Annotated in this window: 21 protein-coding genes; 8 read left to right on the top strand and 13 right to left on the bottom strand. The window is 61.7% G+C overall.

The annotated features are described in order from the left end of the window. Positions 1-2: 2 nt before the first annotated feature. From ureG to AC30D9_RS15560, 3 genes are all read left to right on the top strand, one after another. A complete protein-coding gene (gene ureG, locus AC30D9_RS15570; RefSeq protein ID WP_003197309.1) occupies positions 3-617 on the top strand; it encodes an urease accessory protein UreG in 615 nt (204 codons plus the stop codon). A gap of 31 nt (positions 618-648) precedes the next feature. Further along, complete coding sequence (locus AC30D9_RS15565; RefSeq protein ID WP_490144342.1) at positions 649-1221, top strand: HupE/UreJ family protein; 573 nt, start codon at positions 649-651, stop codon at positions 1219-1221. A gap of 180 nt (positions 1222-1401) precedes the next feature. Continuing rightward, the gene (locus AC30D9_RS15560; RefSeq protein ID WP_490144341.1) at positions 1402-2535 is read left to right on the top strand and encodes an AGE family epimerase/isomerase; all 1134 of its coding nucleotides are present in this window, start codon (positions 1402-1404) and stop codon (positions 2533-2535) included. Between the two features lie 129 nt (positions 2536-2664). Here AC30D9_RS15560 and AC30D9_RS15555 read toward each other — a convergent pair whose 3' ends face one another. From AC30D9_RS15555 to amaB, 8 genes are all read right to left on the bottom strand, one after another. Beyond that, positions 2665-3429, bottom strand: coding sequence for an SDR family oxidoreductase (locus AC30D9_RS15555; RefSeq protein WP_307575899.1), 765 nt, complete (start codon positions 3427-3429; stop codon positions 2665-2667). Between the two features lie 1059 nt (positions 3430-4488). After that, on the bottom strand, positions 4489-5205 hold the full coding sequence (locus AC30D9_RS15550) for an ABC transporter ATP-binding protein (RefSeq protein WP_018606262.1): 717 nt from the start codon (positions 5203-5205) through the stop codon (positions 4489-4491). After that, positions 5202-6074, bottom strand: coding sequence for an ABC transporter ATP-binding protein (locus tag AC30D9_RS15545; protein WP_134922645.1), 873 nt, complete (start codon positions 6072-6074; stop codon positions 5202-5204). The genes AC30D9_RS15550 and AC30D9_RS15545 overlap by 4 nt, the downstream gene beginning before the upstream one ends. Next, complete coding sequence (gene livM / locus AC30D9_RS15540) at positions 6071-7351, bottom strand: high-affinity branched-chain amino acid ABC transporter permease LivM (RefSeq protein WP_116834052.1); 1281 nt, start codon at positions 7349-7351, stop codon at positions 6071-6073. The genes AC30D9_RS15545 and livM overlap by 4 nt, the downstream gene beginning before the upstream one ends. 2 nt (positions 7352-7353) lie before the next feature. Beyond that, complete coding sequence (locus tag AC30D9_RS15535) at positions 7354-8268, bottom strand: ABC transporter permease subunit (RefSeq protein ID WP_042732182.1); 915 nt, start codon at positions 8266-8268, stop codon at positions 7354-7356. Between the two features lie 164 nt (positions 8269-8432). Further along, the gene (locus AC30D9_RS15530) at positions 8433-9569 is read right to left on the bottom strand and encodes a branched-chain amino acid ABC transporter substrate-binding protein (protein WP_134922644.1); all 1137 of its coding nucleotides are present in this window, start codon (positions 9567-9569) and stop codon (positions 8433-8435) included. Positions 9570-9940: 371 nt separating this feature from the next. Beyond that, the gene (amaA, locus tag AC30D9_RS15525; protein WP_307575894.1) at positions 9941-11224 is read right to left on the bottom strand and encodes an L-pipecolate oxidase; all 1284 of its coding nucleotides are present in this window, start codon (positions 11222-11224) and stop codon (positions 9941-9943) included. A 157-nt stretch (positions 11225-11381) separates the two neighbouring features. Beyond that, a complete protein-coding gene (amaB, locus tag AC30D9_RS15520) occupies positions 11382-12872 on the bottom strand; it encodes an L-piperidine-6-carboxylate dehydrogenase (RefSeq protein WP_109752184.1) in 1491 nt (496 codons plus the stop codon). Between the two features lie 178 nt (positions 12873-13050). Between amaB and AC30D9_RS15515 the strand changes: the two genes are divergently transcribed. From AC30D9_RS15515 to nadE, 3 genes are all read left to right on the top strand, one after another. After that, positions 13051-13959, top strand: a complete 909-nt coding sequence (locus AC30D9_RS15515; RefSeq protein ID WP_307575892.1) for a LysR family transcriptional regulator — start codon at positions 13051-13053, stop codon at positions 13957-13959. 128 nt (positions 13960-14087) lie between these two features. After that, complete coding sequence (gene pncB, locus AC30D9_RS15510; RefSeq protein WP_490144340.1) at positions 14088-15314, top strand: nicotinate phosphoribosyltransferase; 1227 nt, start codon at positions 14088-14090, stop codon at positions 15312-15314. Positions 15315-15318: 4 nt separating this feature from the next. Further along, on the top strand, positions 15319-16146 hold the full coding sequence (gene nadE, locus AC30D9_RS15505) for an NAD(+) synthase (protein WP_134922641.1): 828 nt from the start codon (positions 15319-15321) through the stop codon (positions 16144-16146). 170 nt (positions 16147-16316) lie between these two features. Here nadE and azu read toward each other — a convergent pair whose 3' ends face one another. After that, positions 16317-16763 (bottom strand): azurin, encoded by a 447-nt coding sequence (azu, locus tag AC30D9_RS15500; RefSeq protein WP_490144339.1) that lies wholly within the window; start codon positions 16761-16763, stop codon positions 16317-16319. 342 nt (positions 16764-17105) lie between these two features. Here azu and AC30D9_RS15495 point away from each other — a divergent pair, with 342 nt between their 5' ends. Continuing rightward, positions 17106-17693, top strand: a complete 588-nt coding sequence (locus tag AC30D9_RS15495) for a cytokinin riboside 5'-monophosphate phosphoribohydrolase (protein WP_134922639.1) — start codon at positions 17106-17108, stop codon at positions 17691-17693. Between the two features lie 68 nt (positions 17694-17761). Then, entirely contained in the window at positions 17762-17950 is a 189-nt protein-coding gene (locus tag AC30D9_RS15490; RefSeq protein ID WP_060739407.1) for a hypothetical protein, read from the top strand. 37 nt (positions 17951-17987) lie between these two features. On the opposite strand, the gene AC30D9_RS15485 is transcribed toward AC30D9_RS15490, so the two are convergent. The 4 genes from AC30D9_RS15485 to AC30D9_RS15470 all read right to left on the bottom strand — a co-directional run bounded on the left by AC30D9_RS15485 (position 17988) and on the right by AC30D9_RS15470 (position 25238). Then, complete coding sequence (locus AC30D9_RS15485) at positions 17988-18365, bottom strand: NUDIX hydrolase (protein ID WP_134922638.1); 378 nt, start codon at positions 18363-18365, stop codon at positions 17988-17990. 129 nt (positions 18366-18494) lie between these two features. Continuing rightward, positions 18495-19388 carry a transglutaminase family protein gene (locus tag AC30D9_RS15480; protein ID WP_134922637.1) on the bottom strand — a complete coding sequence of 298 codons (894 nt, stop codon included), beginning with the start codon at positions 19386-19388 and terminating at the stop codon, positions 18495-18497. Then, entirely contained in the window at positions 19388-21874 is a 2487-nt protein-coding gene (locus AC30D9_RS15475) for a circularly permuted type 2 ATP-grasp protein (RefSeq protein WP_307575884.1), read from the bottom strand. The genes AC30D9_RS15480 and AC30D9_RS15475 overlap by 1 nt, the downstream gene beginning before the upstream one ends. 88 nt (positions 21875-21962) lie before the next feature. Beyond that, positions 21963-25238: a transglutaminase family protein gene (locus AC30D9_RS15470; RefSeq protein WP_307575882.1), complete on the bottom strand. Its 3276-nt coding sequence runs from the start codon at positions 25236-25238 to the stop codon at positions 21963-21965. Between the last annotated feature and the right edge of the window lie 103 nt (positions 25239-25341).

Here is a 25341-nt window from a genome sequence, read left to right as displayed (position 1 = left end):
CCATGAATACACAACCTCTGCGCGTCGGTATCGGCGGCCCAGTGGGCTCCGGCAAGACCGCCCTGACATTGGCCCTGTGCCTGGCCCTGCGTGAACGCTACAACCTGGCGGTGGTCACCAACGACATCTACACCCGTGAAGACGCCGACTTCCTGGTGCGCAACGAAGCCCTGGCGCCGGAGCGGATCATCGGCGTGGAAACCGGCGGCTGCCCGCACACGGCGATTCGCGAAGATGCATCGATCAACCTTGAGGCAGTGGACCAGTTGAACCGACGCTTCCCGGGCCTGGACCTGATCCTGGTGGAATCGGGCGGTGACAACCTGTCGGCGACCTTCAGCCCCGAGCTGTCGGACCTGACGATCTATGTAATCGACGTCTCGGCCGGCGACAAGCTGCCGCGCAAGGGCGGACCGGGCATCTGCAAATCCGATCTGCTGGTGATCAACAAAATCGACCTGGCTCCGCTGGTGGGCGCGTCCCTGGAAATGATGGACAGCGACACCCGGCGGATGCGCAACGGCAAGCCCTTCGTGTTCAGCAACCAGAAGACCGGCCAGGGCCTGGACGACATTATCGCCTTCATCGAGCGCCAGGGCCTGCTGACCGCCGCCTGATCTTTACGACTGACCACAAGGAAGCCTATCCATGACCTTCAAACGTATCCTCGGTGCCCTCGCCCTGCTGCTGACCCCTGCCCTGGCCTTCGCCCATCCCGGCCATGGCGACAATGGCCTGATCGCCGGCCTCGGCCACCCCATCGGCGGGCTCGACCATTTGCTGGCGATGCTGGCGGTCGGTTTATGGGCCGCACAACAACAGGGGGCCGCACGTTGGGCGCTGCCGTGCACCTTCGTCGGCGCGATGCTGCTCGGCGGCCTGCTGGGCTTTGAAGGCCTGGCGCTGCCGGCGCTGGAAAGCGGGATCGCCGCTTCGGTGCTCGCCCTGGGCCTGGCGGTGGCACTGGCGGTGCGTCCGCCGTTGAGCCTGGCAGTCGGTGCGACGGCCCTGTTTGCACTGTTCCATGGCGTGGCCCATGGCCTGGAACTGCCAGACATGTCGAGCCCCTGGGCCTATGCGGCAGGGTTCGTCGCGGCCACGGCGGCGTTGCACGGCGCAGGTTTTGCCCTGGTGCGGGTGATGCCGCGAGCCGCTACGCCACTGGTACGACTGGCCGGGGCGGCTTCGGCGGCGACCGGGGTTTGGTTGTTGGCCGGTTGATTTCAAGCGCCCGTCAAGGCCTCATCGCGGGCAGGCTCGCTCCCACATTAATCGGTGTACACCACACCCTGTGGGAGCGAGCCTGCTCGCGATGGCGGACTCGCAAGCCCCTCATCTCTCGGGCCTGCCACTCTGCTACCATGTCGCGCAATCGCCCCCCAGCCGTGACGACGTCCGCCAATGCCTGATGCTTCCCGCCCCGCCCCCCAGCCTGAATTGACCACCCTGTTCGCCACGGTGCGTGAGCATTTTCACAAGGTGATCGTGCCAATGTGGCAAGGCCCGGGCTGGAATGCCGAACTGGCGTTGCCCTACGAATCCCTGGATGCCGGGCATGCGCCGCTGCCGCCCCAGCGCTACCGCGCCATGGCTTGTGCACGGCAGTTGTATGTGTTCGCCAGCCTGATTGGCGAAGTGCCCCAGGCCGAGGAGCGGGCCAGCGCACTGTTCCGCTCGCTGCAACGGCATTTCCATGACGCCGAGCACGGCGGCTGGTTCTATAGCATCGACCCGCAAGGCACGCCGCTGGATACCAGCAAGGACCTCTACACCCACGCCTTCATCCTGTTCGCCTGTGCCCATTACTGGGGCAAAGTCCGCGAACCGCTGGTGGAATCGGTGCTCAACGCCAGCCTGGAAGTCATTGCCCAGCGCTTTGCCAGTGCAGACGGTCTCTACGAAGCCAGTCTCAAGCGCGACTGGTCGTCAACCGGATCCGGCCCGTTGCAAAACCCTTTGATGCACCTGGCCGAAGCGTTCCTCGCCACGCTCTCGGTTCGCGAAGACGCCAACGTTCGCCAGGCACTGCTGAGTCTGTGCGACGGCATGTTCAAGCACTTCATTGACCCGCAACAACGCGTCATGATGGAGAAGCCGCTCAAGGCTGTGGATAACTGGTTCGAGCCGGGACACCAGTTCGAGTGGTATTTCCTGTTGGCCTCCTCGCCCCTGCTGCGCGGTGGCAAGTTGCACACCGCTCTGGAGCGCAGTTTCGGCCTCACCGAGCAACAAGGCGTGAGCCCGCAGTCTGGCGCGGTGTGCGCCATGCTGAGCCTGGAGTCGCCCGCCACCCCGCGAGATGCGACCCAGCGTATCTGGGCCCAGGCCGAGTACTTGCGCGCACTCACATTGCGCTCCGATAGCCAAGCGGCGTTGCTGCATCAATTGCAGGCGCTGCAGCAACACTTCCTGCATGCCCAGGGCTGGCATGAATGCCTGGACGCCGACGGCATCGTCAGCCGTCGGGACATGCCGTCCACTACGCCGTATCACCTGCTGACTTGCTATCGCGGGTTGGCCGATTATCTGGCGTAACACCCCTGTGGCGAGGGGATTTATCCCCGCTGGGCTGCGCAGCAGCCCCAAAAAGATAGATCGGGAACTCAGGTCCTAGGGGAGCTACGCTCCCCAACGGGGATAAATCCCCTCGCCACAAGCTCTCCCCTATGCCTTGTTGCGCTCGATGGCGAAGCCGGCCCAGGTCTGGCTCACCGGCATCAGCTCCAGGCTGTTGATGTTGATGTGCGCGGGGGTGTTGAGCACCCAGAAAATCGTCTCGGCGATGTCCTGTGGCTGGATCGGCTCGGCGCCAGCGTAGGTGGCGTTGTAGCGCTCCTGGTCGCCACCGAAGCGCACCAGGGAAAACTCGCTTTCGCACAGGCCCGGCTCAATATTGCTCACCCGCACGCCCGTGCCTTGCAGGTCGCAACGCAGGTTCAGGGAGAACTGTTTGACGAACGCCTTGCTCGCGCCATACACATGGCTGCCCGGATACGGGTAGTTGCCGGCGATGGAACCCAGGTTGACGATCCCGGCCCCTCGGCCGTGGGCGATCAGGCGCGGCAGCAGCAGGCGAGTGCTATAGATCAGCCCTTTCACATTGGTATCGACCATGGTGTCCCAGTCATCGAGATCACACTTGGGCGCCGGGTCGACGCCCAGGGCCAGGCCAGCGTTGTTGATCAGCCCGCGCAATTTGGCGAAGGACGGCGGCAGGTTGGCGATTGCCTCTTCCATGGCCTTGCGATCACGCACGTCCAGGACCAGGCCATGGACTTCAGTCTGCTTCGACAGCTCGGCACAGAGAGCATTGAGGCGTTCTTCACGACGACCGGTCAACACCAGTTTCCAACCGGCCTCGGCAAAACGACGGGCACAGGCTTCACCAAAACCGGACGTCGCGCCGGTGATAAACAGGGTGTCAGACATCGTGTTCTCCTTGTTTGAACTTCAAAAGCCGTTGAATGGAAATCGGCCCACAGCATGCCCGGCCTGGCACGCTGGGAGCAAGGCTTGCACACGCGCTTTTGCCCCACAATTGCTCAGAAAACAACCAATCCATGCCAGCCCTTGTCCAACAAGACCCGCAGCCGGTTGCCCGCACCTTATCCACAGGCACGTCCACAGTAATCGGGGGCAGGTGCAAACCCCGCAAGCCGCTGTGCATAAGGCTTTGCGAGGTATTTGGAAATTTTTTTCGCTTGACCCTGCAAGTGAGGTTGTGCAGCGCAAGTTATCTGCTATAAGCCAGCGCTGGAATGGGCGATGGCTCCAAGCCAGTAACGACGGCCCTCAGCGCGGTCTTTCCAGAGTTTAATCACAGACTTATCCACAGGCTTGCCCACAGAGTTTCGAGCCCATTTCGGCACTCACAAAAGGGTTGACAACTGCCACTTGCGCTTGACCAAAAACGCCTGATCAAAAAATAACCGCAGCCCTGCAAGCCACGTATTCAAAGGCTTGCAGCCAGCTACTCCCACGTTACCCACAGCCGGTTCCACAGCAAACGGGGACAAGTCAAAACCGTGACAAAACAACTGTTTGCGGCGACTTTATGTCGCGGTTTCGCAGGGGCTCAGGATTGTTGTCCACAATTCTTCGGCACAGCCAAAACCCCATTGTGGGAACGGGCTTGCTCGCCAAGGCGGCGGGTCAGTCAACATTGATGTCCCTGGCACTTCGCTTTCGCGAGCAAGCCCGCTCCCACAGGCAATGCTGTTCACTTAAGGCGTGCCTGATTCATTGTGGCGAGGGGATTTATCCCCGTTGGGCTGCGTAGCGGCCCCAAAAGCTTGAATGCGATTCACCTGGCCCTGCGGCGACCGGGGTCAGGGCTGCTGCGCAGCCCAACGGGGATAAATCCCCTCGCCACAGGTTCATCTACCTTCTTAAGTGAACAGCATTACGCTCCCACAGGGGTTTTCGGTGGGTTGAAGAATAAAAAAACCCGGCGATCACTCGCCGGGTTTTGTTATTGCTGTACCCGCCTCAGTGCCCGCCCAGATACGCGTTGCGCACTTCCTCGTTGGCCAGCAGCTCCTTGCCTGTGCCGGTCAGGCGGATTTCGCCGTTGACCATCACATAGGCCCGGTCCGACAACCTGAGGGCGTGGTTGGCGTTCTGTTCCACCAGGAAGATGGTCATCCCGGTGGAGGCCAGCTCACGCAGGGTGGCGAAGATCTGTTTCACCACGATCGGCGCCAACCCCAGGCTCGGCTCATCGAGCAGCAACAACTTTGGCCGGCTCATCAATGCCCGGGCGATAGCGAGCATTTGCTGCTCGCCGCCGGACATGGTCATGGCCCGCTGGTTGCGCCGCTCCTTGAGCCGCGGGAACAGTTCGAACATGCGCTGCATGTCTTCACTGGCGTACTTGTCACCGATGGGAATGGTGCCCATCAGCAGGTTCTCCTCGACGGTCATGTCCGGGAAGACCCGCCGCCCTTCCGGCGACTGCGCAATGCCGTTGGAGGCAATGTAGTGCGACGACTTGTGGGTGATGTCCACGCCCTGGTAGATGATCTGCCCGCCGGCCGCACGCGGCTGGCCGAAGATCGACATCAGCAACGTGGACTTGCCGGCCCCGTTGGAACCGATCAGGCTCACGGTCTCGCCCTCGCCAATGTGCATCGAGACTTTTTTCAGGGCCTGGATCGGCCCATAGAACACGTCCAGCTCCTTGAGTTCGAGGATAGGTCCACTCATACCAGTTCCTCTTCATCGGCACCCAGGTAGGCCGCGATTACCTTCGGATCGTTGCGAATCGCCTCGGGACCGCCCTCGGCGATCACGTTGCCGTGGTCCAGCACCACGATGTGGTCGGAAATGCTCATTACCATGCCCATGTCGTGTTCGATCAGCACCACGGTCAGATCGTGCTCGTCGCGCAGCAGCCGGATCATCGCGCTCAGCGCTTCGGTTTCCTGAGGGTTGAGGCCGGCGGCCGGTTCATCGAGGCAGATGATCTGCGGCCGGGTGCACATGGCCCGGGCGATTTCCAGGCGCCGCTGCTGGCCATAGGAAAGCTCCCCGGCGAGGCGGTTGGCACAATCCACCAGGTCCACCACTTCCAACCAGTAGAAGGCATGGTCCAGGGCATCGCTTTCAGCCTTGCGGTAGCCCTTGGTGTTGAGGATGCCCGCCACCAGGCTGCGATTGACCCACATGTGCTGGGCCACCAGGAGGTTTTCCAGCACCGACATTTCCTTGAACAGGCGAATGTTCTGGAAAGTACGCGCCAGGCCGGCACGGTTCACCAGGTGGGTGCCACCGAACATCTTGTAGTAAAGCCGGCTGGCGAAGGATGCCGGCGACACGAAGTCGGTTGGGCGAAACGCTTCGCCCAACAGCTTGATGACGTTGGTTCGCTCGCCACGTACGTTGAGTTCGATCTTGCCGCCCGAAGCCTTGTAGAACCCGGTCAGGCAGTTGAACACCGTGGTCTTGCCCGCGCCGTTGGGGCCGATCAGGGCGAAGATCGAGTTGCGTTTGACTTGCAGGCTGACGTCGCTGAGGGCCTTGATGCCACCGAATTGCATCATCAGGTTTTCGACGGAGAGTACGACTTCGCTCATGGCGCTACTCCTTTACGCGGCGTCACCCCAGTACGGCTGATACGGATCAGGCCGCGCGGGCGCCAGATCATCATCAACACCATCAGTACGCCGAACAGCAGCACCCGGTACTCAGAGAAACTGCGCAGCAGCTCCGGCGCCACGGTGAGCACGAACGCAGCAATCACCACGCCGACGGTCGAGCCCATGCCCCCCAGCACGACGATTGCCAGGATCAGCGCCGACTCGAAGAAGGTGAACGACGCCGGGTTGACGAAGCCCTGGTAACTGGCGAAGAACACCCCGGCCAGGCCCGCCGTGGACGCGCCAATGGTGAAGGCCGAGAGCTTGACCAGCACATGGTTCAGGCCCATGGAGCGGCAGGCGATTTCATCCTCGCGCAGGGCCTCCCAGGCACGCCCGACCGGCATGCGGGTCAGGCGATGCTTGATGTAGAGCACCAGCAGCACAACGATGAACAGCACGATGTAGATAAACAGGAATTTCAGGTTCGGGTTGTAATCGATGCCGAAGAACTCATGGAACGGCACCCCGCCATCTTTCGCCCTGCGACCGAACTCCAGGCCGAAAAAGGTCGGCGAAGGCACAGGCATGCCGTTCGGCCCGCCGGTGAACGAAAGCCAGTTGTTGAGTACCAGGCGAATGATCTCACCAAAACCCAGGGTCACGATGGCCAGGTAGTCACCGTGCATTCGCAATACGGGAAAACCCAGTATGCATCCGGCCATCGCAGCCGTAATGGCCGCCAGCGGCAGCACCGTCCAGAAACCCAGCCCCAGGTATTGATAACCCAGCGCCAGGCCATAGGCGCCGATGGCGTAGAACGCCACATAACCCAGGTCGAGCAGCCCGGCCAGGCCAACCACGATATTCAGGCCCAGCCCCAACAGCACATAGATCAGCCCGAGGATGACCACCGTGAGCACATATTTGTTGGCAAAGAACGGGAACACGATGGCAATCACGATCAGCGCCGGGATGATCCAGCGCAGGTTCGACTTGTAGTCCGGTGGCAGTACATGCACGCCAGAGCCTGTGCTTTCGAACCCTTGGAGCACCTTCAGGCCCTTGGGTGTTTGCAGGAACAGGCTCAAGGCAAAGCGCCCGACCATCACGATCGCCACCAGCCAGCCGACGCGGGCCGGTTGCAGGTTGAAGCTGTAGCCGTCGAGCACCACGCCGACAATCGGCCCGAACACGATCAGCGAGATCAGGCCGGCCAGGATCGCGTCGATGACGCTCTTTTTGATATCAATCGGTTTATTGGCAGCAGACATACTTATACCTTCGCCACGAGTGGGCGACCCAACAGGCCTTGGGGACGGAAAATCAGAATCAGCACCAGCAGCGAGAAACTGAACACGTCTTTGTAGTCAGAATTGATCAGACCGGAGAACAGCGACTCGGAAATTCCGAGGATGATCCCGCCGAGCATCGCCCCAGGCAGGGAGCCGATACCGCCGAGTACCGCCGCGGTGAACGCCTTGATGCCGATAATGAAGCCGGCATAGAAGTCGAACGTGCCGTAGTTCATGGTGATCAGCACACCGGCCAGGGCCGCCATGGCTGCACCGATGATGAACACGTAGGAAATCACCCGATCGGTGTTGATCCCCAGGATCGAGGCCATCTTGCGGTCTTGCTGGGTGGCGCGGCACATGCGCCCGAGCTTGGTGTACTTGATGATGTAGGTCAGCAAGGCCATCCCGGCGAATGCAGCGACCAGGATGAAAATCTTGGTGTAGGTGAGCTGGACGAAACCACTGCCGATATCGACGCGCATGGCGCCTTCGAGCAGTGTCGGCACGCCCTGTTGGCGGGCGCCCTGGCTGATCTGTGCGTAGTTCTGCAGGATCAGCGAGATACCGATGGCACTGATCAGCGGTGCCAGCCGGGTCGAGTTGCGCAGGGGTTTATAGGCGACGCGTTCGATGACCCAGCCATAGACCCCGGTGACCACGACCGTGAACACGAGAGTGCCGAGGATCATAAGCGGAAAGGATTCGATACCGAAGTAAGCCAGCAGAGCCAGACTGATTGCCGCGAGGTAAGCGGAAATCATGTAAACCTCGCCGTGGGCGAAGTTGATCATGCCGATGATGCCGTAGACCATTGTGTAGCCGATGGCGATCAGACCATAGACCGACCCGAGGGTCAGGCCATTGATCAGTTGCTGCAGGAAAATACCATCCATAACGCAATCTCACGCAGTGAGAACCTGCACACCCTGGGGTGTGCGGTTCTTCTAAGGAAAATACAGATGTACGTCGGAGCAATATCAGGCACGACCGCTGCGCGTCCCTTGGCAACCGGGGCTTGCCCGGTTCCCAAAGGAGGCCTGGACGGCCGCGTCAGACCTTACTTCTGTTTTTCCAGCTGGTGGTATTTGCCGTCCTTGTCCCACTGGTAAACCACGTAGTCGGAGACTTTCAAGTCGCCCTTGGCGTCCCATTCCTTCTTGCCCATCACGGTCTGGACAGGGTTGGCCTTGAGCCACTTGGCCGCGTCTTCGCCTTTATTGGACTTGGCGCCATTGAAGCCGGCGGCCAGGGCCTGGACCGAAGCGTAGGCGTACAGGGTGTAGCCTTCAGGCTCGGTGCCGTTCTTGCGGAACTCGTCAACCACGGCCTTGCTGTCTGGCAGCAGGCGCGGGTCGGCGCCAAAGGTCATGTACACACCATCGACGTATTGCGCGCCGCCGGCGGTGGTGACCAGTTCGTCGGTCACGATGCCATCGTCGGACATGAACTTCACGTCCTTGAGGCCTTGTTCACGCAATTGGCGAACCAGCGGGCCGGCTTCCGGGTGCAGGCCACCGAAATAGACCACGTCGGCACCCGTCGAACGGATCTTGGTCACCACGGCGCTGAAGTCTTTTTCGCCACGGGTCAGGCCTTCGTACAGCACCGGCTTCACGCCACGCTTGGTGAGCTGGGCCATGGTTGCATCCGCCAGGCCCTGGCCGTAGGTGTCCTTGTCGTGCAGCACGACGACTTTCTTGCCCTTGAGCACGTCGACAATGTAGTCACCCGCCACGATGCCTTGCTGGTCGTCACGACCGCACATGCGGAACATCGCGCTCAGGCCGCGTTCGGTAACCTTCGGGTTGGTCGAGCCCGGGGTGATGGCGATGATGCCGGCTTCGTCATAGACCTCGGAGGCCGGAATGGTGTTCGACGAGCAGAAGTGCCCGACCACGCCGATCACCTTGTCCTGCTCGACCAGGCGGTTGGCCACGGCCACGGCCTGCTTGGGTTCGCAGGCATCGTCGCCAGGAACCAGGACGATCTTCTCGCCGTTGACGCCACCCGCTTTGTTGACGACATCGGCTGCCGCCTGGGCCCCCTTCATGTACTGCTCACCAAATGCAGCGTTGGCGCCGGTCATCGGCCCCGCCACACCAATTTTCACATCAGCTTGAGCAAACGCAGAAACACCCAGCGCAGCTGCCACTGCGAGGGCCAGGAAACCTTTCTTGTAAAACGTCTGGGACATGAGGTGGTGCTCCAAGGTTTTTTTTAGTTGGCACTGCGACTTCATTTCACTGAAAAGCTCAGAGCAAGGGCCGTGCCATCGGTTTTTTATTCTGAAAAAAGTCGCTGCTTTATTGTTATTTCGACTGTTTCGGGCCCTTTTTCATAGGGCGTGCAACCGTCTAAACCGCACGAGGTGCAACCTTTTACTTAAATGGGTGAAACCCTCCTTGAGCCATCATTGCAACCATCACACGAAACGGCGTGCAACCACTGTGTAACAACCCACGTCACCGAACTGCACACTGTCGGTGCGCGACTGCTACAACCCGCACCATAACAGGCTAGACGCTATGCCGGAAAAACGTGGCTTCCGGCAACATTTTTCAACACTCAAATGACGATCCGCAGGCACTGGCCCGCGTGATACAGCGAAAAGCCCGCCTCATACAAGCAACTGCGCAGGCCCACCCCGGCCAACGGCTGCATGGGTGCGAACGGAATCGGCAGCGCCTGGGCATTGCCGTGGCACAGGTAGTCGGCGAAAGCCTTGCCGACCACGGTACCGGTGGTCACGCCCCGGCCGTTATAGCCGGTCACGGCCACCAGCCCCGGGGCCGGTTCGAACAGACGCATCAGGTGATCGGGGGTGAAGGCAATACAACCGGTCCAGGTGCATTCCCACTCCACCGACTTGAGGTAAGGGAAATAGTGCTGCTGCACCCGGTCGGCCCAGGCCTTGAGGAACCACGTCGGCTTGCGGTTGCCGTTGCCCAGGCTGCCCAGCAGCAAACGGCCGTCCTTGTCCCGGCGGATGCTGCTCAACACCTGGCGGGTATCCCACGAGCCCTGCCCGCCCGGCAGAATGCGTTGGGCGGCCTCGTCGGCCAGTGGGGTGGAAGCGACCTGATAGTAATAACCGGGGAAGAAATTTCGCCGCAGCTCGGTCCAGTCGCCTTCGGTATAGGCGTTGGAGGCGATCACTACCTGCTCGGCCAATACCGAACCCTGGGCGGTCTGCACCGACCAGCGCTGGCCTTGGCGTTCCAGGCGCGTCACCGGGGAATGGTCGAACAACTGGCCGCCAAGGTCCGTGGCTGCCTTGGCCAACCCACTGGTGTAGGCCATCGGATTGAGGGTGCCGGCGCGGCGGTCGAGCAATGCCGCGGCGATTTTCGACGTACCGGTCGCCTCGGCGCAGGCCTGGCCGGTGAGCAATTCCACCGGCGCGCCACGGCGTTTCCATTGTTCTTCGCGACTGCGCAGGTCAGCCTCGCCCCGGGCGTTATGGGCCATGTGCAAAGTGCCTTCGCGGCGCAACTGGCAATCAATGTTGTATTTGTCGATGAGGCTGAACACCAGGGCCGGCGCGGCGCCGAGCATGCGGTTGAGCTGGCTGCCAACCGCCTCGCCGAACCCGGCCTCGATGTCGTCCGGCGGGATCCACAGGCCGGCGTTCACCAGGCCGACGTTACGCCCAGATCCGCCATGCCCGGCCCGGTGGGCTTCCAGCACGGCAACACGCTTGCCCTGCTCCAACAAGTGAACCGCCGCCGACAGCCCGGTGAAACCGGCACCGATCACACACACATCGACGGTGATTTCGCCCGTCAGCGCGGTGTTTTCAGGCCTTTGTGGCGTCAGTTTTTCCCACAGACATTCTTCGCGTAACGGCATTGCCAGACTCCGAAAAAGAAACCCAACCACTACACAATTCAAATGTGGGAGCGGGCTTGCTCGCGAAGGCGGTGGGCCAGTCGACATCAATGTTGAATGACAGTCCGCCTTCGCGAGCAAGCCCGCTCCCACATGGAGCCACCGCTTGGCTCAAGCCTTAGTCAAAGGTAATCCCCTGCGCCAACGGCAACTCCAGCGAGTAGTTCACGGTGTTGGTCTGGCGGCGCATGTAGCCACGCCAGGCGTCGGAACCGGATTCGCGACCGCCGCCGGTTTCTTTTTCGCCACCGAATGCACCGCCGATTTCCGCGCCGCTCGGGCCGATGTTGACGTTGGCGATGCCGCAGTCGCTGCCCACCGCCGACATGAACTGCTCGGCTTCACGCACGTCAGTGGTGAAGATGCAGGACGACAGGCCTTGGGGCACTGCGTTGTTCAGGTGCAGGGCCTCGGCAAAGTCCTTGTAGCCGACCACGTACAGGATCGGGGCGAAGGTTTCGCTGCGCACCACATCGCTCTGCTCCGGCATCTCGACGATGGCCGGCGAGACGTAATAGGCATTCGGGAACTGGTCTTCAAGCTGGCGCTTGCCACCAAATACTCGCCCGCCTTCGCTCAAGGCCTGCTCCAGCGCATCCTGCATGTTGTCGAAGCTGTGCTTGTCGATCAGCGGCCCGACCAGGTTGCCTTCCAGTGGATGGCCAATGCGCACTTTCGAATAGGCGGCCTTGAGGCGGGTGACGATTTCTTCCTTCACCGACTCGTGGGCAATCAGCCGGCGCAGGGTGGTGCAACGCTGGCCGGCGGTGCCGACGGCGCTGAACAGGATGGCGCGCACGGCCATGTCCAGGTCGGCGCTCGGGGCCAGGATCATGGCGTTGTTGCCGCCCAGTTCCAGAATGCTGCGGGCAAAGCGCGCGGCGACTTTCGGCGCCACTTCACGCCCCATGCGGGTGCTGCCGGTGGCGCTGATCAAGGCCACGCGCGGGTCATCCACCAATGCTTCACCGGCGTCACGCCCACCGATGATCACCTGGCTCAGGTACGGCGGTGCATCGCTGAAGTTCTTCAGTACACGCTCGAACAACGCCTGGCACGCCAGGGCGGTGAGCGGGGTCTTTTCCGACGGTTTCCAGATCACTGCGTTGCCGCACACCAGGGCCAGCGTGGTGTTCCAGGCCCAGACCGCGACGGGGAAGTTGAAGGCACTGATCACCCCGACCACGCCCAGCGGGTGCCAGGACTCACGCATATGGTGGCCCGGACGCTCGGAGGCGATGGTCAGGCCGTACAGCTGGCGGGACAGGCCGACGGCGAAGTCGCAGATGTCGATCATCTCTTGCACTTCACCCAGGCCTTCCTGGGTGATCTTGCCGGCTTCCCACGACACCAATTCGCCAAGGTCAGCCTTGTATTCACGCAACAGGTCACCGAATTGACGTACCAGCTCGCCACGACGCGGGGCCGGTACCTGGCGCCACAGGTCGAAAGCGTGTTCGGCACGGCTGACCTGCTGCTCGACTTCAGCCGCGCCTTCCCAGTTCACGGCGCCGATGCGACTGCCATCAATGGGCGAATGCACCGGTTGTGTGCCGTTCTGGTACAGGGCCGAGTCGACGCCCAGGCGATCAAGCAATGCAGCAACCATGGAAAATTTCCTCACACGAAAGACAAAGAATTGGCAGCCGGACGAATACGGCTGATCAGACCTGTAGTTGTAGCTGGCCCGAGACTTGCCAACAAACGACCTTTAAGCGAGATATCATTCCGTTTATTCATGCTGGCCATGACCGGATAAGCAGAGCCACAAGAAATAAGGCCTCATCATGCTCAATAAACGCTATTTGCCGTCGATCACGGCACTGCAGTGCTTCGAAGCGGTGACCCGCCACCTGAGCTTCACCCGCGCCGCCGAAGAGCTGAACCTGACCCAGAGCGCAGTCAGCAAACAGGTCGCGCAATTGGAAGAGTTGCTACAGCACTTGCTGTTCCGGCGCGTACGCCGCCGCTTGCAGCTGACGCCAGCCGGAGACTTGTACCTGGGAGAAGTGCGAAAAATCCTCACGCAGGTGGAGATGTCTACCCATTACCTGCGCTCCTACGGCGGCGATACCGAAGTCTTGCGCGTTTCCACTCCCCCGACCTTCGGTGCCCGCTGGCTGGTGCCGCGTCTGAAGGGCTGGCGACTGCGGCATCCGACGATTCACCTGGACCTGTGCAGCGAGCAGGAGGCCGACGACTTGCTGCAAGGGCGCAGCGACCTGGCGTTCTATTTCGGCCAGGGTTCGCGGCCCGGCACCGAATCCCTGAAGCTGTTTGGCGAAGAACTGGTGCCGGTCTGCGCGCCCGGCAGCCTGCCTGAGCAGCCTTTCACCGACCCGACCCAACTGGCCGAGCTGGTGCTTCTGCAAAACGCCTCGCGCCCCCAGGCCTGGCACGACTGGTTCGACAGCCAGGGCTACCACACCGAACACAGCTACCACGGGCCGCGTTTCGAAACTTTCTACATGTGCATCCGTGCCGCTCAGGTCGGCTGCGGCGTCGCCCTGTTGCCGAGGTTCCTGGTGGAAGAAGAACTGGCCGACGGCAAACTGATCATCCCCTGGCAGCATGCGATGCCGAGCACCAATGCTTATTACCTGGCTTACCCCGAGCACTCGGCGGAAGTGCCCAAGGTGCGGTTTTTCGTGGAGTGGATGCTGGAGCAGATCGAGAGCCCGGATATGCCGCAATAGCAGCGCCAACACAAAATCCGTGGCAAAAATCACTGGCAATACCCACCCAGGTTATGCGCCACTAACCCTTCACCACAAAACGCAGCACCCCGTTGCCCACCGCAGCGGCCTGTCTGGAGATTCCCGTTATGAGCGAGAGCGTATTTGCCGATCGTATCGTGCAGAACCTGCTCGACACCGACTTCTACAAACTAACGATGATGCAGGCAGTGCTGCACAATTACCCCAACGTCGAAGTCGAGTGGGAATTTCGTTGCCGCAACAGCGAAGACCTGCGCCCGTACCTGGCGGAGATCCGCTTCCAGATCGAGCGCCTGGCCGAGTTGAGCCTGAGCACCGACCAGCTGGGCTTCCTGGAGCGCATCAGCTTTCTGAAGCCGGACTTCCTGCGTTTCCTCGGACTGTTTCGCTTCAACCTGCGCTATGTCCACACGGGTATCGACAACGGCGAGCTGTTTATCCGCCTGCGCGGGCCGTGGCTGCACGTGATTCTGTTCGAAGTGCCGCTGCTGGCGATTGTCAGCGAGGTACGCAACCGCTATCGCTACCGTGAAATTGTCCTGGAACAGGCCCGCGAGCAGTTGTATCGCAAGTTCGACTGGCTGAGCGCCAACGCCAGCGCCGAAGAACTGTCCGAACTGCAAGTTGCCGACTTCGGCACCCGTCGTCGTTTTTCCTTCCGCGTCCAGGAAGAAGTGGTGAACGTGCTCAAGCACGACTTCCCGGGGCGTTTCGTCGGCACCAGCAACGTGCACCTGTCCCGAGAGTTGGACATGAAACCGCTGGGCACCATGGCCCACGAGTGGATCATGGCCCACCAGCAACTGGGCCCGCGACTGATCGACAGCCAGATCGCCGCCCTCGATTGCTGGGTGCGCGAGTACCGCGGCCTGCTGGGGATCGCCCTGACCGATTGCATCACCATGGATGCGTTCCTCAAGGACTTCGATCTGTTCTTCGCCAAGCTGTTCGACGGTTTGCGCCACGACTCCGGTGACCCGGTGATCTGGGCCGAAAAAGCCATCGCCCACTATCACAAGCTCGGCATCGACCCGATGAGCAAGACCCTGGTGTTCTCCGATAGCCTGACATTGCCCAAATGCCTGGAGATTTTTCGGGCATTGCGTGGTCGCATTAATGTCAGCTTCGGTATTGGCACCAACCTGACGTGTGACATTCCTGGTGTAGAGCCGATGAGCATCGTGCTTAAAATGATCAGCTGTGACGGGCAACCCGTGGCCAAGATTTCAGACGAGCCCGGCAAGACCCACTGCAAAGACCCGAATTTCGTCGCCTACATGCGACACGTTTTCCAAGTACCTGCCGCCCTTTCTGACACATCAAGCAAGGAGTGAATTCATGCAAGCCGTACAGCGTGAGATTGCTGAACAGCTCAAGGTCCAGCCACCGTTCGCCGATGACGCCGCCCTCAAGGCCGAAATCGCCCGCCGGGTGAGCTTTATTCAGGATTGCCTGGTCAACTCCGGGCTCAAGTCCCTCGTGCTGGGCATCAGTGGCGGGGTCGACTCGTTGACCGCCGGCCTGCTGGCCCAGCGTGCCGTGCGCGAACTGCGGGAGAAAACCGGTAACACCGCCTATAAGTTCATCGCCGTGCGCCTGCCGTACGAAACCCAGTTCGACGAACATGAAGCACAAGCCTGTGTGGACTTCATCGACCCGGACGAGCGCCATACCGTCAACATCGGTCCGGCGGTCAAGGCCTTGGCCGAGCAAGTCGCGGCGTTCGAAGGCAAGGCGGCGGTGTCGCGGGATTTCGTGCTGGGCAATACCAAGGCGCGGATGCGCATGGTGGCGCAATACACCATCGCGGGCACCGAGCACGGCCTGGTGATCGGTACCGATCATGCAGCAGAAGCGGTGATGGGTTTCTTCACCAAGTTCGGTGACGGTGCTTGCGACCTGGCGCCGTTGAGCGGCCTGGTGAAAAACCAGGTCCGGGCCATCGCCCGTGACTTTGGCGCGCCGGAATCGCTGGTGGAAAAAGTCCCCACCGCCGATCTCGAAGACCTGTCGCCAGGCAAGCCGGACGAAGCGTCCCACGGCGTGACCTATGCCGAGATCGATGCGTTCCTGCACGGCGAGCCGGTGCGGGACGAGGCGTTCAAGATCATTTGCGAGACCTATCGCAAGACCGAGCACAAGCGGGTGATGCCGTACGCGCCGTGACCGGCAGTCCCTGTGGGAGCGAGCCTGCTCGCGATAACGGTGGATCAGTTTGCATTGATGTTGAATGTGCCGCCGCCATCGCGAGCAGGCTCGCTCCCACATGAGATGCGATTATTGGCCGGACAAAAAAAAGCGCCCTGAAACGGGCGCTTTTTGGTGCCTGAAGCGGATTACTTCAGGGTAACGGTGCCTTTCATCATCGAGATGTGGCCCGGGAACGAGCAGAAGAAACCGTATTTTCCAGCGGCATCCAGTTTCGATACATCGAAAGTCACCGAGTCTTTCTCACCGGCACCAATGATTTTGGTGTGGGCGATGACGCGAGCGTCATTTTCTTTCAGGTAGTTCTTGTCGATACCAGCAGCCAGGCCATCGGTGGCGATCGGCTGCATGTCCGCCTCTTTGCTCAGCACCCAGTTATGGCCCATGACGTTTTTCGGCAAGCTGCCCGAGTGAGTCAGTTCAACGGTGAAGGTCTTGCAGCTCTTGTCGATCTCAATGGCCTTGGTGTTGAAGGACATCTGGTCGGTCGAGTCGATGGTGGTCTTGCACTCCGCTGCCATCAGTTGGCTGCTGGCCAGCGTCAACAGGGATACTGCAACAAGTTTGGCAAACATCGTGAATCTCCAAGGCATGGTTAACAAAATTCCGTCAAAGGGGAAGACTGCCTGAATTTGAGACAAGTTCCTATGACCTGAATCAAACATTGTATACAACTTAAGGCTATCAGCCTGATGGACACAATCAACCAGCCAGAGGAATGACACCTCTCTATGATTGGCCCCATCACCTCTCTGGAGCGCCCATCATGAACCTCAACAGCCTGTTGTGCAGCTTGCTCGCCGCCTATGCCTGCGGCGCCAGTGGCACCTACGAAAAACCCCAACGCGAGGTTTAATCACTTTGCGCAACCCAGGCCAGGCTTTACTCTGGATCGGTTACTGATCATGGAGTAAAGCATGTCCATAGCGTCTGTTTGTGTATTTTGCGGCGCCAGCACCGGCAGCCACCCAGCCTATCGTGAAGCGGCTCAGGCCCTGGGGCGAGCGTTGGCTGAACGAAAGCTGACCCTGGTCTACGGCGGTGGCGCCGTCGGCCTGATGGGCATCGTTGCCGACGCGGCCCTGGCGGCCGGCGGCGAGGTCATCGGCATCATCCCGCAAAGCCTGAAGGACAAGGAAATCGGCCACGCCGGCCTGACCCGCCTGGAAGTGGTGGACGGCATGCACGCCCGCAAGGCGCGCATGGCCGAGCTCAGCGATGCCTTCATCGCCCTGCCCGGCGGCCTCGGCACACTGGAAGAGTTGTTCGAGGTCTGGACCTGGGGCCAGCTCGGCTACCACGGCAAGCCGCTGGGGCTGCTGGAAGTGAACGGCTTCTACAGCAAGCTCACCGGTTTTCTCGATCATATCGTCGGCGAAGGCTTCGTCCGCCCGGCCCATCGTGACATGCTGCAAGTGAGTCAATCACCGCACAACCTGCTCGATGCGCTGGACGAATGGCAACCATCCATGCAGCCAAAGTGGGCCGAACAAAAACCCAGCTAACGGCTCGGCCCCGATACAGGGCAGAATATGCGCCGCTCAACCTCACCTTCGACCCCAGAGGATCGCCCATGGCCAAACCCAATTATTCCTTCGCCAAACGTCAGAGAGACTTGGCCAAGGAGCAGAAGAAAGAGGAAAAGCTGCAGCGCAAGAAAGCCACAGCTGAAGAAGAAGCCGCACTGAGCCCGGATACCGAAGGCGAAGTAGCAGCAGAAGATGACGTTGATGCACCGAAAGATCAGGCACCCGACGCCTGATACCCCATCCAGGGCCGACAGCTCCTGCTGTCGACCCTTACAATCCCAGCGCCTTGGTAATCGACAGGCGATAACCGACAGGCAGGTTCACCGGCAATTGGCCCGGTGCGAACAGCCCGATCTCTTTGTGCTCATGACTGATGGTCGGCACGAAACCGCCCAGCAACTGGCAGCGGTACGTGGAGATGAAGACGTGCTTGCCGGGGATGACCTCGAACAGATACGAATCCAACGGCTCCCCCACACTCACCTCAACCGCCAGTTCCTCGGCAATTTCCCGCGCCAGGCATTGCGGCGCCGTTTCGCCCAGTTCGATCCGCCCGCCGGGCAACTCCCACTCATCGCGCTCGTTGAGCATCAGCACAACCAGGCCTTCGGGAGATTGCAGCACGCCTTTGATGGAAACCGGGAACATGCACCCTCCTTATCAATTCGATACATACCCCTGTGGAGCGAGCCTGCTCGCGATAGCGTCACGACAGTCAATTACATGTTGGATGTGATGGCCTCATCGCGAGCAGGCTCGCTCCCACAAGGGAACACTTCACGATTCAAGCGGCATCACCGTCACCCGCACTTCAGGATCATGGGCACCGCCCCCCAGGATCACCCCCCGCAACGGCGATACATCGGAAAAATCCCGGCCCCAGGCCAGGGTGATGTGCTCCAGGGCTGGCTGTACGTTGTTGGTCGGATCGAAGTCCACCCAGCCCAACACCGGACAATACACCGAGACCCAAGCATGGGACGCATCGGCGCCAATCAGCCGTGGTTGGCCAGGTGGCGGCTGGGTCAACAGGTAGCCGCTGACGTAACGCGCCGCCAAACCGCGAGAGCGCACGCAGGCCAGCATCAGGTGGGCAAAGTCCTGGCATACGCCTCGCCGCCGCTCCAGCACCTCCACCAGCGGCGTCGCCACCTGGGTCGCCTCGGCATCGAAGGTGAATTCCTCGAAAATCTTCTCCATCAGCGCTCGAACCCCCACCATCAAGGGGCGCCCCGGCGGGAAGCAGCTTTCGGAAAACTCGACGAAGCTGCGCTTGAGGTGCACATACGGTGACTCGAAACGAAAACGGCACGCCTCCAGCAGCGGCGCCGCGAGTGGTCGACCACTGTAGGTCAGCGCGTTGCAGGTCGACTCCCAGGCCGGGGACAGGTTGAAATCCAGCTCGGGGCGAGCCAGCACCTCGACACTCAAGCGGGCATTGACCAGCAACTCGTCATGGGGCCGTTCAAAGGCCAGGCGCGTCAGCGGATTGCCGAACACATCCTGCTCATCGCGACGGATCGTCGGCTCCGGGCTGATCAGCAACTGCTGTTCGGTGCACCGCTGCCAGTCACAGGCGCGCGGCCACAAGTGAGCGAGCTGCTGGGCCAGAGACACCGGGCTGTCGTAGTGATAATGGGTGTCGTGGAGAATCTGGTAACGAGCGCTCATCAGACGGACACCGTGCGTTGGCTGACATCATCGACATGGGCGAAATGACGCAATGCCAGGCGATCGGATACCTGGCCGCTGACGTCGGCCACTTCCTGCAACAGGTCGGCCAGCCCATCGAGTGCGGCGCGCAGGCTGGCTTCACCAAACAAGGGGTTTTCCAGGCATCGCAGGTCAAAGCGTGACAGACGTGCGACCAAATCCGGCAATGCGGTTTCCCTGGGCGCGGCAAAATCATCGTTCAAGCGCTTGAGGGTACGGGCCACCAGTTTCAGCTGGAAGAGCACCGCATGGGGGTTCTGTTCGTCCAGTAGCAACAGGTCCAGCACCGGGATCAACTGCGCCACCGCCAAATAGCGCGAGCGGTAAGTGATGCTGCTGTTGCCCAGTTCCAGCAACCACTCCAGGCCGGCCTGGTCGAACACTGCCTCGCCCCGCAGGAACGCGGCCAGGCTGCTGCTGAGAAACTGCAAGCGCTCCAGGCGCCGGCCCATCATCAAGAAGCGCCAGCCCTCGTCGCGGGTCATGTCGTCCAGGGCGAACCCGGACAATGCCGCCAGGGACATCACCAATCGGTTGAGGAAATCCAGCAGTTCGCCAAAATCCGGCTCCTCGGTTTCCAACTCCATGGCCTCGCGCTGCAACTCCACCAGCGCTTGCCAGTTTTCCCGGGACAACTTGCCGCGCACCTGCGAGGCTGCCCACTGCAAGCGTTGCAGGTTGGCGCGCAGGCTGAACGACCAGTCGTCCCCCAACAGCGCCGCCAACAAACGCTCGGGCAATTCGCCCTCCTCGGGCAGCAGCATCAGGCTTTCGCCCAGGGACACCGCCGATTGCAGGGCCTGCGGATCGTCGCCATCGACATAGCGCGCCAGCATGATCCGCAGCAGCCGCGCGCTGTCGTCGCAACGCTCGCAGTAACGACCGAACCAGAACAGGTTTTCCACCACCCGCGAAGGCAGATATGGATCGCGTCGAACCAGGTCGTGGACCCCCACGGTTCGCTGGGCCTTCCATTGTTCACCGCCGGGCGCCTGCTCCCCCAGCACCCAGGTGTCCTTGCTGGCGCCACCACGCTGCATCGACACCACTTCGGCGTCGGCCTCGGCGGCCACGCGGGTCAGCCCACCCGGTAGCACCCGGTAATCGTCCTTGCCGGACACGGCATACATGCGCATGCCAATCGCCCTGGGCTGGATCTGGCCATCTTCGGCCTGCCAGACCGGTGCCTGGGACAATTGCGCCAGCTCCTGGGCGACATAGGCATAGGGCCGTGCCTGCATGCGCGCCGCCAGTTGAGCGCGCTGCTTCTCGCTCAGGTCGCGGCCGAACACCGGGCTGAAACTCTGGGAAGGAAACGCCGGCTTGATCAACAGCTGCGGCAATTTTTCCAGGGCCTGGGCCAGCACCGGCGGCTCACCGCACCACCAGGTGGCGATGGACGGCAGCAGCAGTTCTTCGCCGAACAGATACTGGTTGATCTTCGGCAGGAACCCCAGGAGACCCGGCGATTCCAGCACGCCGCTGCCCAGGGCATTGGCTACCAGCACCCGGCCCTGACGCACCGCTTCCAACAACCCTGGCACGCCGAGGGCTGAATCGGTGCGCAGTTCCAGGGGATCGCAGAAATCGTCGTCGAGCCGGCGCATGATGGCGTGGACCCGCCGCAGGCCGCTGAGGGTCTTGAGGTAGACCGTGGCGTCCCGGACGGTCAGGTCACCCCCTTCTACCAGCGGATAACCCAACTGGCGCGCCAGGTAGAGATGTTCGAAATAACTTTCGTTGAACCGCCCCGGCGTCAACAGCACCACCAGTGGCGATTCGCCGTCGCTGGGGGCCTGTCGTGCCAGGGTTTCCTGCAAGGTGCGGAAAAAGCCGGACAAGTGCCGCACCTTCAGGTCGCGGTACAAGTCGGGGAAGGCGCGGGAAACGATCATGCGATTTTCCAGCGCGTATCCGGCACCTGAAGGCGCCTGAGTCCGATCCGCCGTGACCCACCAGCGCCCATCGGGCGTGCGCGCCAGATCCACCGCATACAGGTGCAGGAAGCTGCCGTCCGGCGGCACGATGCCCTGGCAAGGCCAAAGGAAATTGTTGTGCCCATACACCAGCTCTGCCGGCAACAGCCCTTCGCTGATCAGCCGTTGCGGCCCGTACAGGTCGGCCAGCACCGCGTTGAGCAGCCGAGCACGCTGGGCGATTCCGGCCGACAGTTGCTTCCACTCTTGCGGGTCGATCACGTGGGGCAACAGGTCCAGCTCCCACGGCCGGTCGGCGCCTTTGGGGTCCGCGTAGACGTTATAGGTCACGCCGTTTTCCTGGATCTGCCGGGTCAGCAAGGCCTGGCGCTGGACCAGTTGGGCCGGCGTGCTGCGCTGCAACTGGTCGAACAGCCGCCGCCAGTGCGTACGCACGGCACCGCTGTCGTCCAACAGTTCATGATAGGTGCCCGTTGTCAGCGGGTAATGGTCAAGCAGGTCAGGCATGGAAAGCTCGGCAGACGGCAATGAAAGGTGAGACTAGCGCAAGCGCATGACGCCCGGATAGTTGAAATATCCGGGCGTCGCGTAAGACTCAGAACCGTCGCAGATCGAGCGTGAGGGGAAACTCGTCATCCATGGCCAGGCTGGGTATAGGAAGTTTCCCAGGCGTGTGTCCGAGACGGAAGAAACGCGCCATCCGCCGGCTCTCAGCTTCATTGGCATTCACTGGCAGGCTGTCGTAGTTGCGCCCGCCCGGATGGGCCACGTGATACTGGCAGCCGCCCACGGAACGTTGCATCCAGGTGTCGAGCAAGTCGAAGACCAGCGGCGCATGCACCGGGATGGTCGGTTGCAGGCAGTTGGCCGGTTGCCAGGCGCGGAAACGCACCCCGGCGACGAACTCGCCAACCCGACCGGTGGGTTGCAACGGCACCGGCACGCCATTGCACGTCAGCAGATAGCGTTGCGGCGCCAGGCCGCTGAGCTTGACCTGCAAGCGCTCCAGGGAGGAGTCCACATAACGCACAGTGCCGCCCACCGCGCCCTCTTCTCCCAACACATGCCAAGGCTCGAGGGCCTGGCGTAATTGCAGTTCGATACCGCTGACCGCGTAATCGCCCACTTTCGGGAAGCGGAACTCCAGGTGTGCGGCGAACCACTCGGCCCGCAGCGGGTAGCCAGCAGCGTTCAGCTCATGGATGACGTCGGCAAAATCCTGCTCGATAAAGTGCGGCAACAGGAAACGGTCGTGCAGCTCCGTGCCCCAGCGCGCCAATTTCGCCGGCGCATAAGGCTCACGCCAGAACCGCGCCACCAATGCCCGCAACAGTAATTGCTGGGCCAGGCTCATGCGCGCGTGGGGCGGCATCTCGAAAGCCCGCAACTCCAACAGGCCGAGACGCCCGGTGGCGCCGTCCGGCGAATAGAGCTTGTCGATGCAGAATTCGGCGCGGTGGGTATTGCCAGTCACGTCGATCAGCAGGTTGCGCAGCAAGCGGTCGACCAGCCACGGCGGACATTCCTCGCCCGGCTGGGGCATTTGCGCGAAAGCGATTTCCAGTTCGTACAACGCGTCGTTGCGCGCCTCGTCCACCCGAGGCGCCTGGGAGGTCGGGCCGATGAACAATCCGGAAAACAGGTAGGACAATGAGGGGTGGTTATGCCAATAGCTGATCAGGCTGCGCAACAGGTCGGGACGTCGTAGGAACGGTGAGTCAGCCGGTGTCGCGCCACCCAGTACGAAATGGTTACCGCCACCAGTGCCGGTGTGCCGGCCATCGATCATGAATTTCTCGGTGGTCAGCCGAGTCTGCCGCGCCTGCTCGTAGAGGAACTCGGTGCGCTCGACCAACTCATCCCAGGTCGCCGAGGGTTGCACGTTGACCTCGATCACACCGGGGTCGGGGGTGATGCGGAAATTGCTCAGGCGCGGGTCGCTCGGCGGCTCGTAGCCTTCCAACAGCACTGGACAGTGCAGCTCCTCAGCCGTCGCCTCGATGGCGCTGACCAGCTCCAGATAATCCTCGACCCGCTCCAGCGGCGGCATGAACAGATAGAGCCGGCCTTCACGGGCCTCGGCACAGAAGGCGGTGCGGGTCAGCCAGTCAGCGGACTGGTCGATCTGTGGGACACGCTCCTGCTCGGTCGCCGACTCGCCATGACGCGCCAGCGCCTCGGTGCCGGGCAGTTCAGGCAAGTCCTGGTTCGGGTCGGTGGGATGAATGTACGGATACTCGGCCGCCGTCACCCAAGGCTGGGACGCCAGTGGCAAGCGATAGCCCAGGGGCGAATCCCCCGGCACCAGGCGGCAGTGGTTGTCGCGCAGGTACCAGCGACCGCTCTGCCATTGATCGCCCTTGGCGGTGCGAGCCAGCGGCAGGACCTGGCCAATCACTTTATCCAGGCCCTGGCTGAAGACCTTGCGCAATCGGGCCCGCTCGAGGGCGTCGTCCAGGCGTGGGTCCTCGGCCGTGACATTCGACGGCAACGCACCTTCGCGCCAGAGGTAATAGAAATTGTCTTCGTAGGCCGGAAACACGAACCGCGCAGGAATTTTCAAACGCTCGGCGACGCTTGCCAGGAAGCGTCCAGCCAGTTCGCCATCGGCGCCGTAGTCCTCCTGCTCGTCGGCAATCAACGCACTGTTGTGCCAGATCGGCACGCCGTCGCGCCGCCAATAGCAGTTGAGCGACCAGCGCGGCAATTGCTCGCCCGGGTACCACTTGCCCTGGCCGAAATGCACCAGCCCCTGGGGCGCATAGTGCTTGCGCATGCGCTGGAACAGCTCGGCGGAGAGCCGGCGCTTGTCCGGCCCGAGCGCCGCGGTGTTCCACTCGGCGCCGTCCGGGTCATCGATGGAGACAAAGGTCGGTTCGCCGCCCATGGTCAGGCGCACATCGCCCTCCAGCAGGTCGGCGTCGATCTGGCGCCCCAGTGCCTGGATCGCCAGCCATTGCGCTTCGGTGTACGGCTTGGTCACCCGCGGCGCTTCCCAGACCCGTTCGACGGACATTTCGTGGCTGAACTCACACTCGCAAGGCTCCACCAAGCCGCTGATCGGTGCCGCCGAGGACGGATCGGGACTACAGGCCAACGGGATGTGGCCTTCACCAGCGAACAGCCCGGACGTCGCATCCAGGCCGATCCAGCCGGCACCGGGCAAGTAGACCTCGCACCAGGCATGCAGGTCGGTAAAGTCCACCTCGGTGCCGGATGGACCATCGAGGCTCTTCACATCGGCGGTCAACTGGATCAGGTAACCGGACACGAAACGCGCCGCCAGGCCGAGGTTGCGCAACAACTGCACCAGCAGCCAGGCCGAGTCGCGGCAGGAGCCGGACGCGTGCTCCAAGGTGTGCTCCGGCGTCTGCACGCCGGGCTCCATGCGGATCAGGTAGTTGATGTCTTCGCTCAGGCGCTGGTTGAGCGCCACCAGGAAATCCACCGCCGGCAAGGGCGTGCGGTCGATGCCATCCAGGTACGCCTGGAACCTCGGCGTCAGCGGCAGGGTTTCCAGGTAAGGTGCCAGCTCCTTGCGCTCATCGGCCGCATAGGCGAACGGAATCTTTTCGGCGTAGGGCTCGAGGAAGAAGTCGAACGGATTGAACACCGCCATTTCCGCCAGCAGGTCGACCTCGATCCGCAGCTCCCGGGTTTTCTCGGGAAACACCAGCCGCGCCAGGTAGTTGCCCTGGGGATCCTGCTGCCAGTTGATGAAATGCTGGTCGGGCGAAACCTTCAGCGCATAGGAAAGAATGCGCGTACGGCTGTGGGCCGCCGGGCGCAGGCGAACGATCTGCGGGCCGAGCTCGACGGCGCGGTCGTAACGGTAATGCGTGACGTGATGCAATGCGACATGGATCGACACGACGTGCCTCCTGCGAGCCTGGGCGATATCGAAAGCGGCGCAAGACTTATGCCATGCAGGCAGGCCGGACACTTTCTTGATCTACTCAAGGCAGTAGAGCACT

The sequence above is a fragment of the Pseudomonas sp. DF11 genome (assembly GCF_058148565.1).
Note: the sequence above shows the minus strand (reverse complement) of the source record. Positions and strands in the feature narration are given on the sequence as shown.

Coding starts and splice junctions, on each gene's coding strand:
- AC30D9_RS15530 (WP_134922644.1), bottom strand. CDS start 9,569: ATGTCCCAGACGTTTTACAAGAAAGGTTTCCTGGCCCTCGCAGTGGCA.
- livM (WP_116834052.1), bottom strand. CDS start 7,351: ATGTCTGCTGCCAATAAACCGATTGATATCAAAAAGAGCGTCATCGAC.
- AC30D9_RS15535 (WP_042732182.1), bottom strand. CDS start 8,268: ATGGATGGTATTTTCCTGCAGCAACTGATCAATGGCCTGACCCTCGGG.
- AC30D9_RS15515 (WP_307575892.1), top strand. CDS start 13,051: ATGCTCAATAAACGCTATTTGCCGTCGATCACGGCACTGCAGTGCTTC.
- AC30D9_RS15495 (WP_134922639.1), top strand. CDS start 17,106: ATGTCCATAGCGTCTGTTTGTGTATTTTGCGGCGCCAGCACCGGCAGC.
- AC30D9_RS15555 (WP_307575899.1), bottom strand. CDS start 3,429: ATGTCTGACACCCTGTTTATCACCGGCGCGACGTCCGGTTTTGGTGAA.
- AC30D9_RS15565 (WP_490144342.1), top strand. CDS start 649: ATGACCTTCAAACGTATCCTCGGTGCCCTCGCCCTGCTGCTGACCCCT.
- amaB (WP_109752184.1), bottom strand. CDS start 12,872: ATGGTTGCTGCATTGCTTGATCGCCTGGGCGTCGACTCGGCCCTGTAC.
- AC30D9_RS15480 (WP_134922637.1), bottom strand. CDS start 19,388: ATGAGCGCTCGTTACCAGATTCTCCACGACACCCATTATCACTACGAC.
- ureG (WP_003197309.1), top strand. CDS start 3: ATGAATACACAACCTCTGCGCGTCGGTATCGGCGGCCCAGTGGGCTCC.
- AC30D9_RS15560 (WP_490144341.1), top strand. CDS start 1,402: ATGCCTGATGCTTCCCGCCCCGCCCCCCAGCCTGAATTGACCACCCTG.
- amaA (WP_307575894.1), bottom strand. CDS start 11,224: ATGCCGTTACGCGAAGAATGTCTGTGGGAAAAACTGACGCCACAAAGG.
- AC30D9_RS15485 (WP_134922638.1), bottom strand. CDS start 18,365: ATGTTCCCGGTTTCCATCAAAGGCGTGCTGCAATCTCCCGAAGGCCTG.
- AC30D9_RS15490 (WP_060739407.1), top strand. CDS start 17,762: ATGGCCAAACCCAATTATTCCTTCGCCAAACGTCAGAGAGACTTGGCC.
- AC30D9_RS15545 (WP_134922645.1), bottom strand. CDS start 6,074: ATGAGCGAAGTCGTACTCTCCGTCGAAAACCTGATGATGCAATTCGGT.
- AC30D9_RS15550 (WP_018606262.1), bottom strand. CDS start 5,205: ATGAGTGGACCTATCCTCGAACTCAAGGAGCTGGACGTGTTCTATGGG.
- pncB (WP_490144340.1), top strand. CDS start 14,088: ATGAGCGAGAGCGTATTTGCCGATCGTATCGTGCAGAACCTGCTCGAC.
- nadE (WP_134922641.1), top strand. CDS start 15,319: ATGCAAGCCGTACAGCGTGAGATTGCTGAACAGCTCAAGGTCCAGCCA.
- azu (WP_490144339.1), bottom strand. CDS start 16,763: ATGTTTGCCAAACTTGTTGCAGTATCCCTGTTGACGCTGGCCAGCAGC.
- AC30D9_RS15475 (WP_307575884.1), bottom strand. CDS start 21,874: ATGCCTGACCTGCTTGACCATTACCCGCTGACAACGGGCACCTATCAT.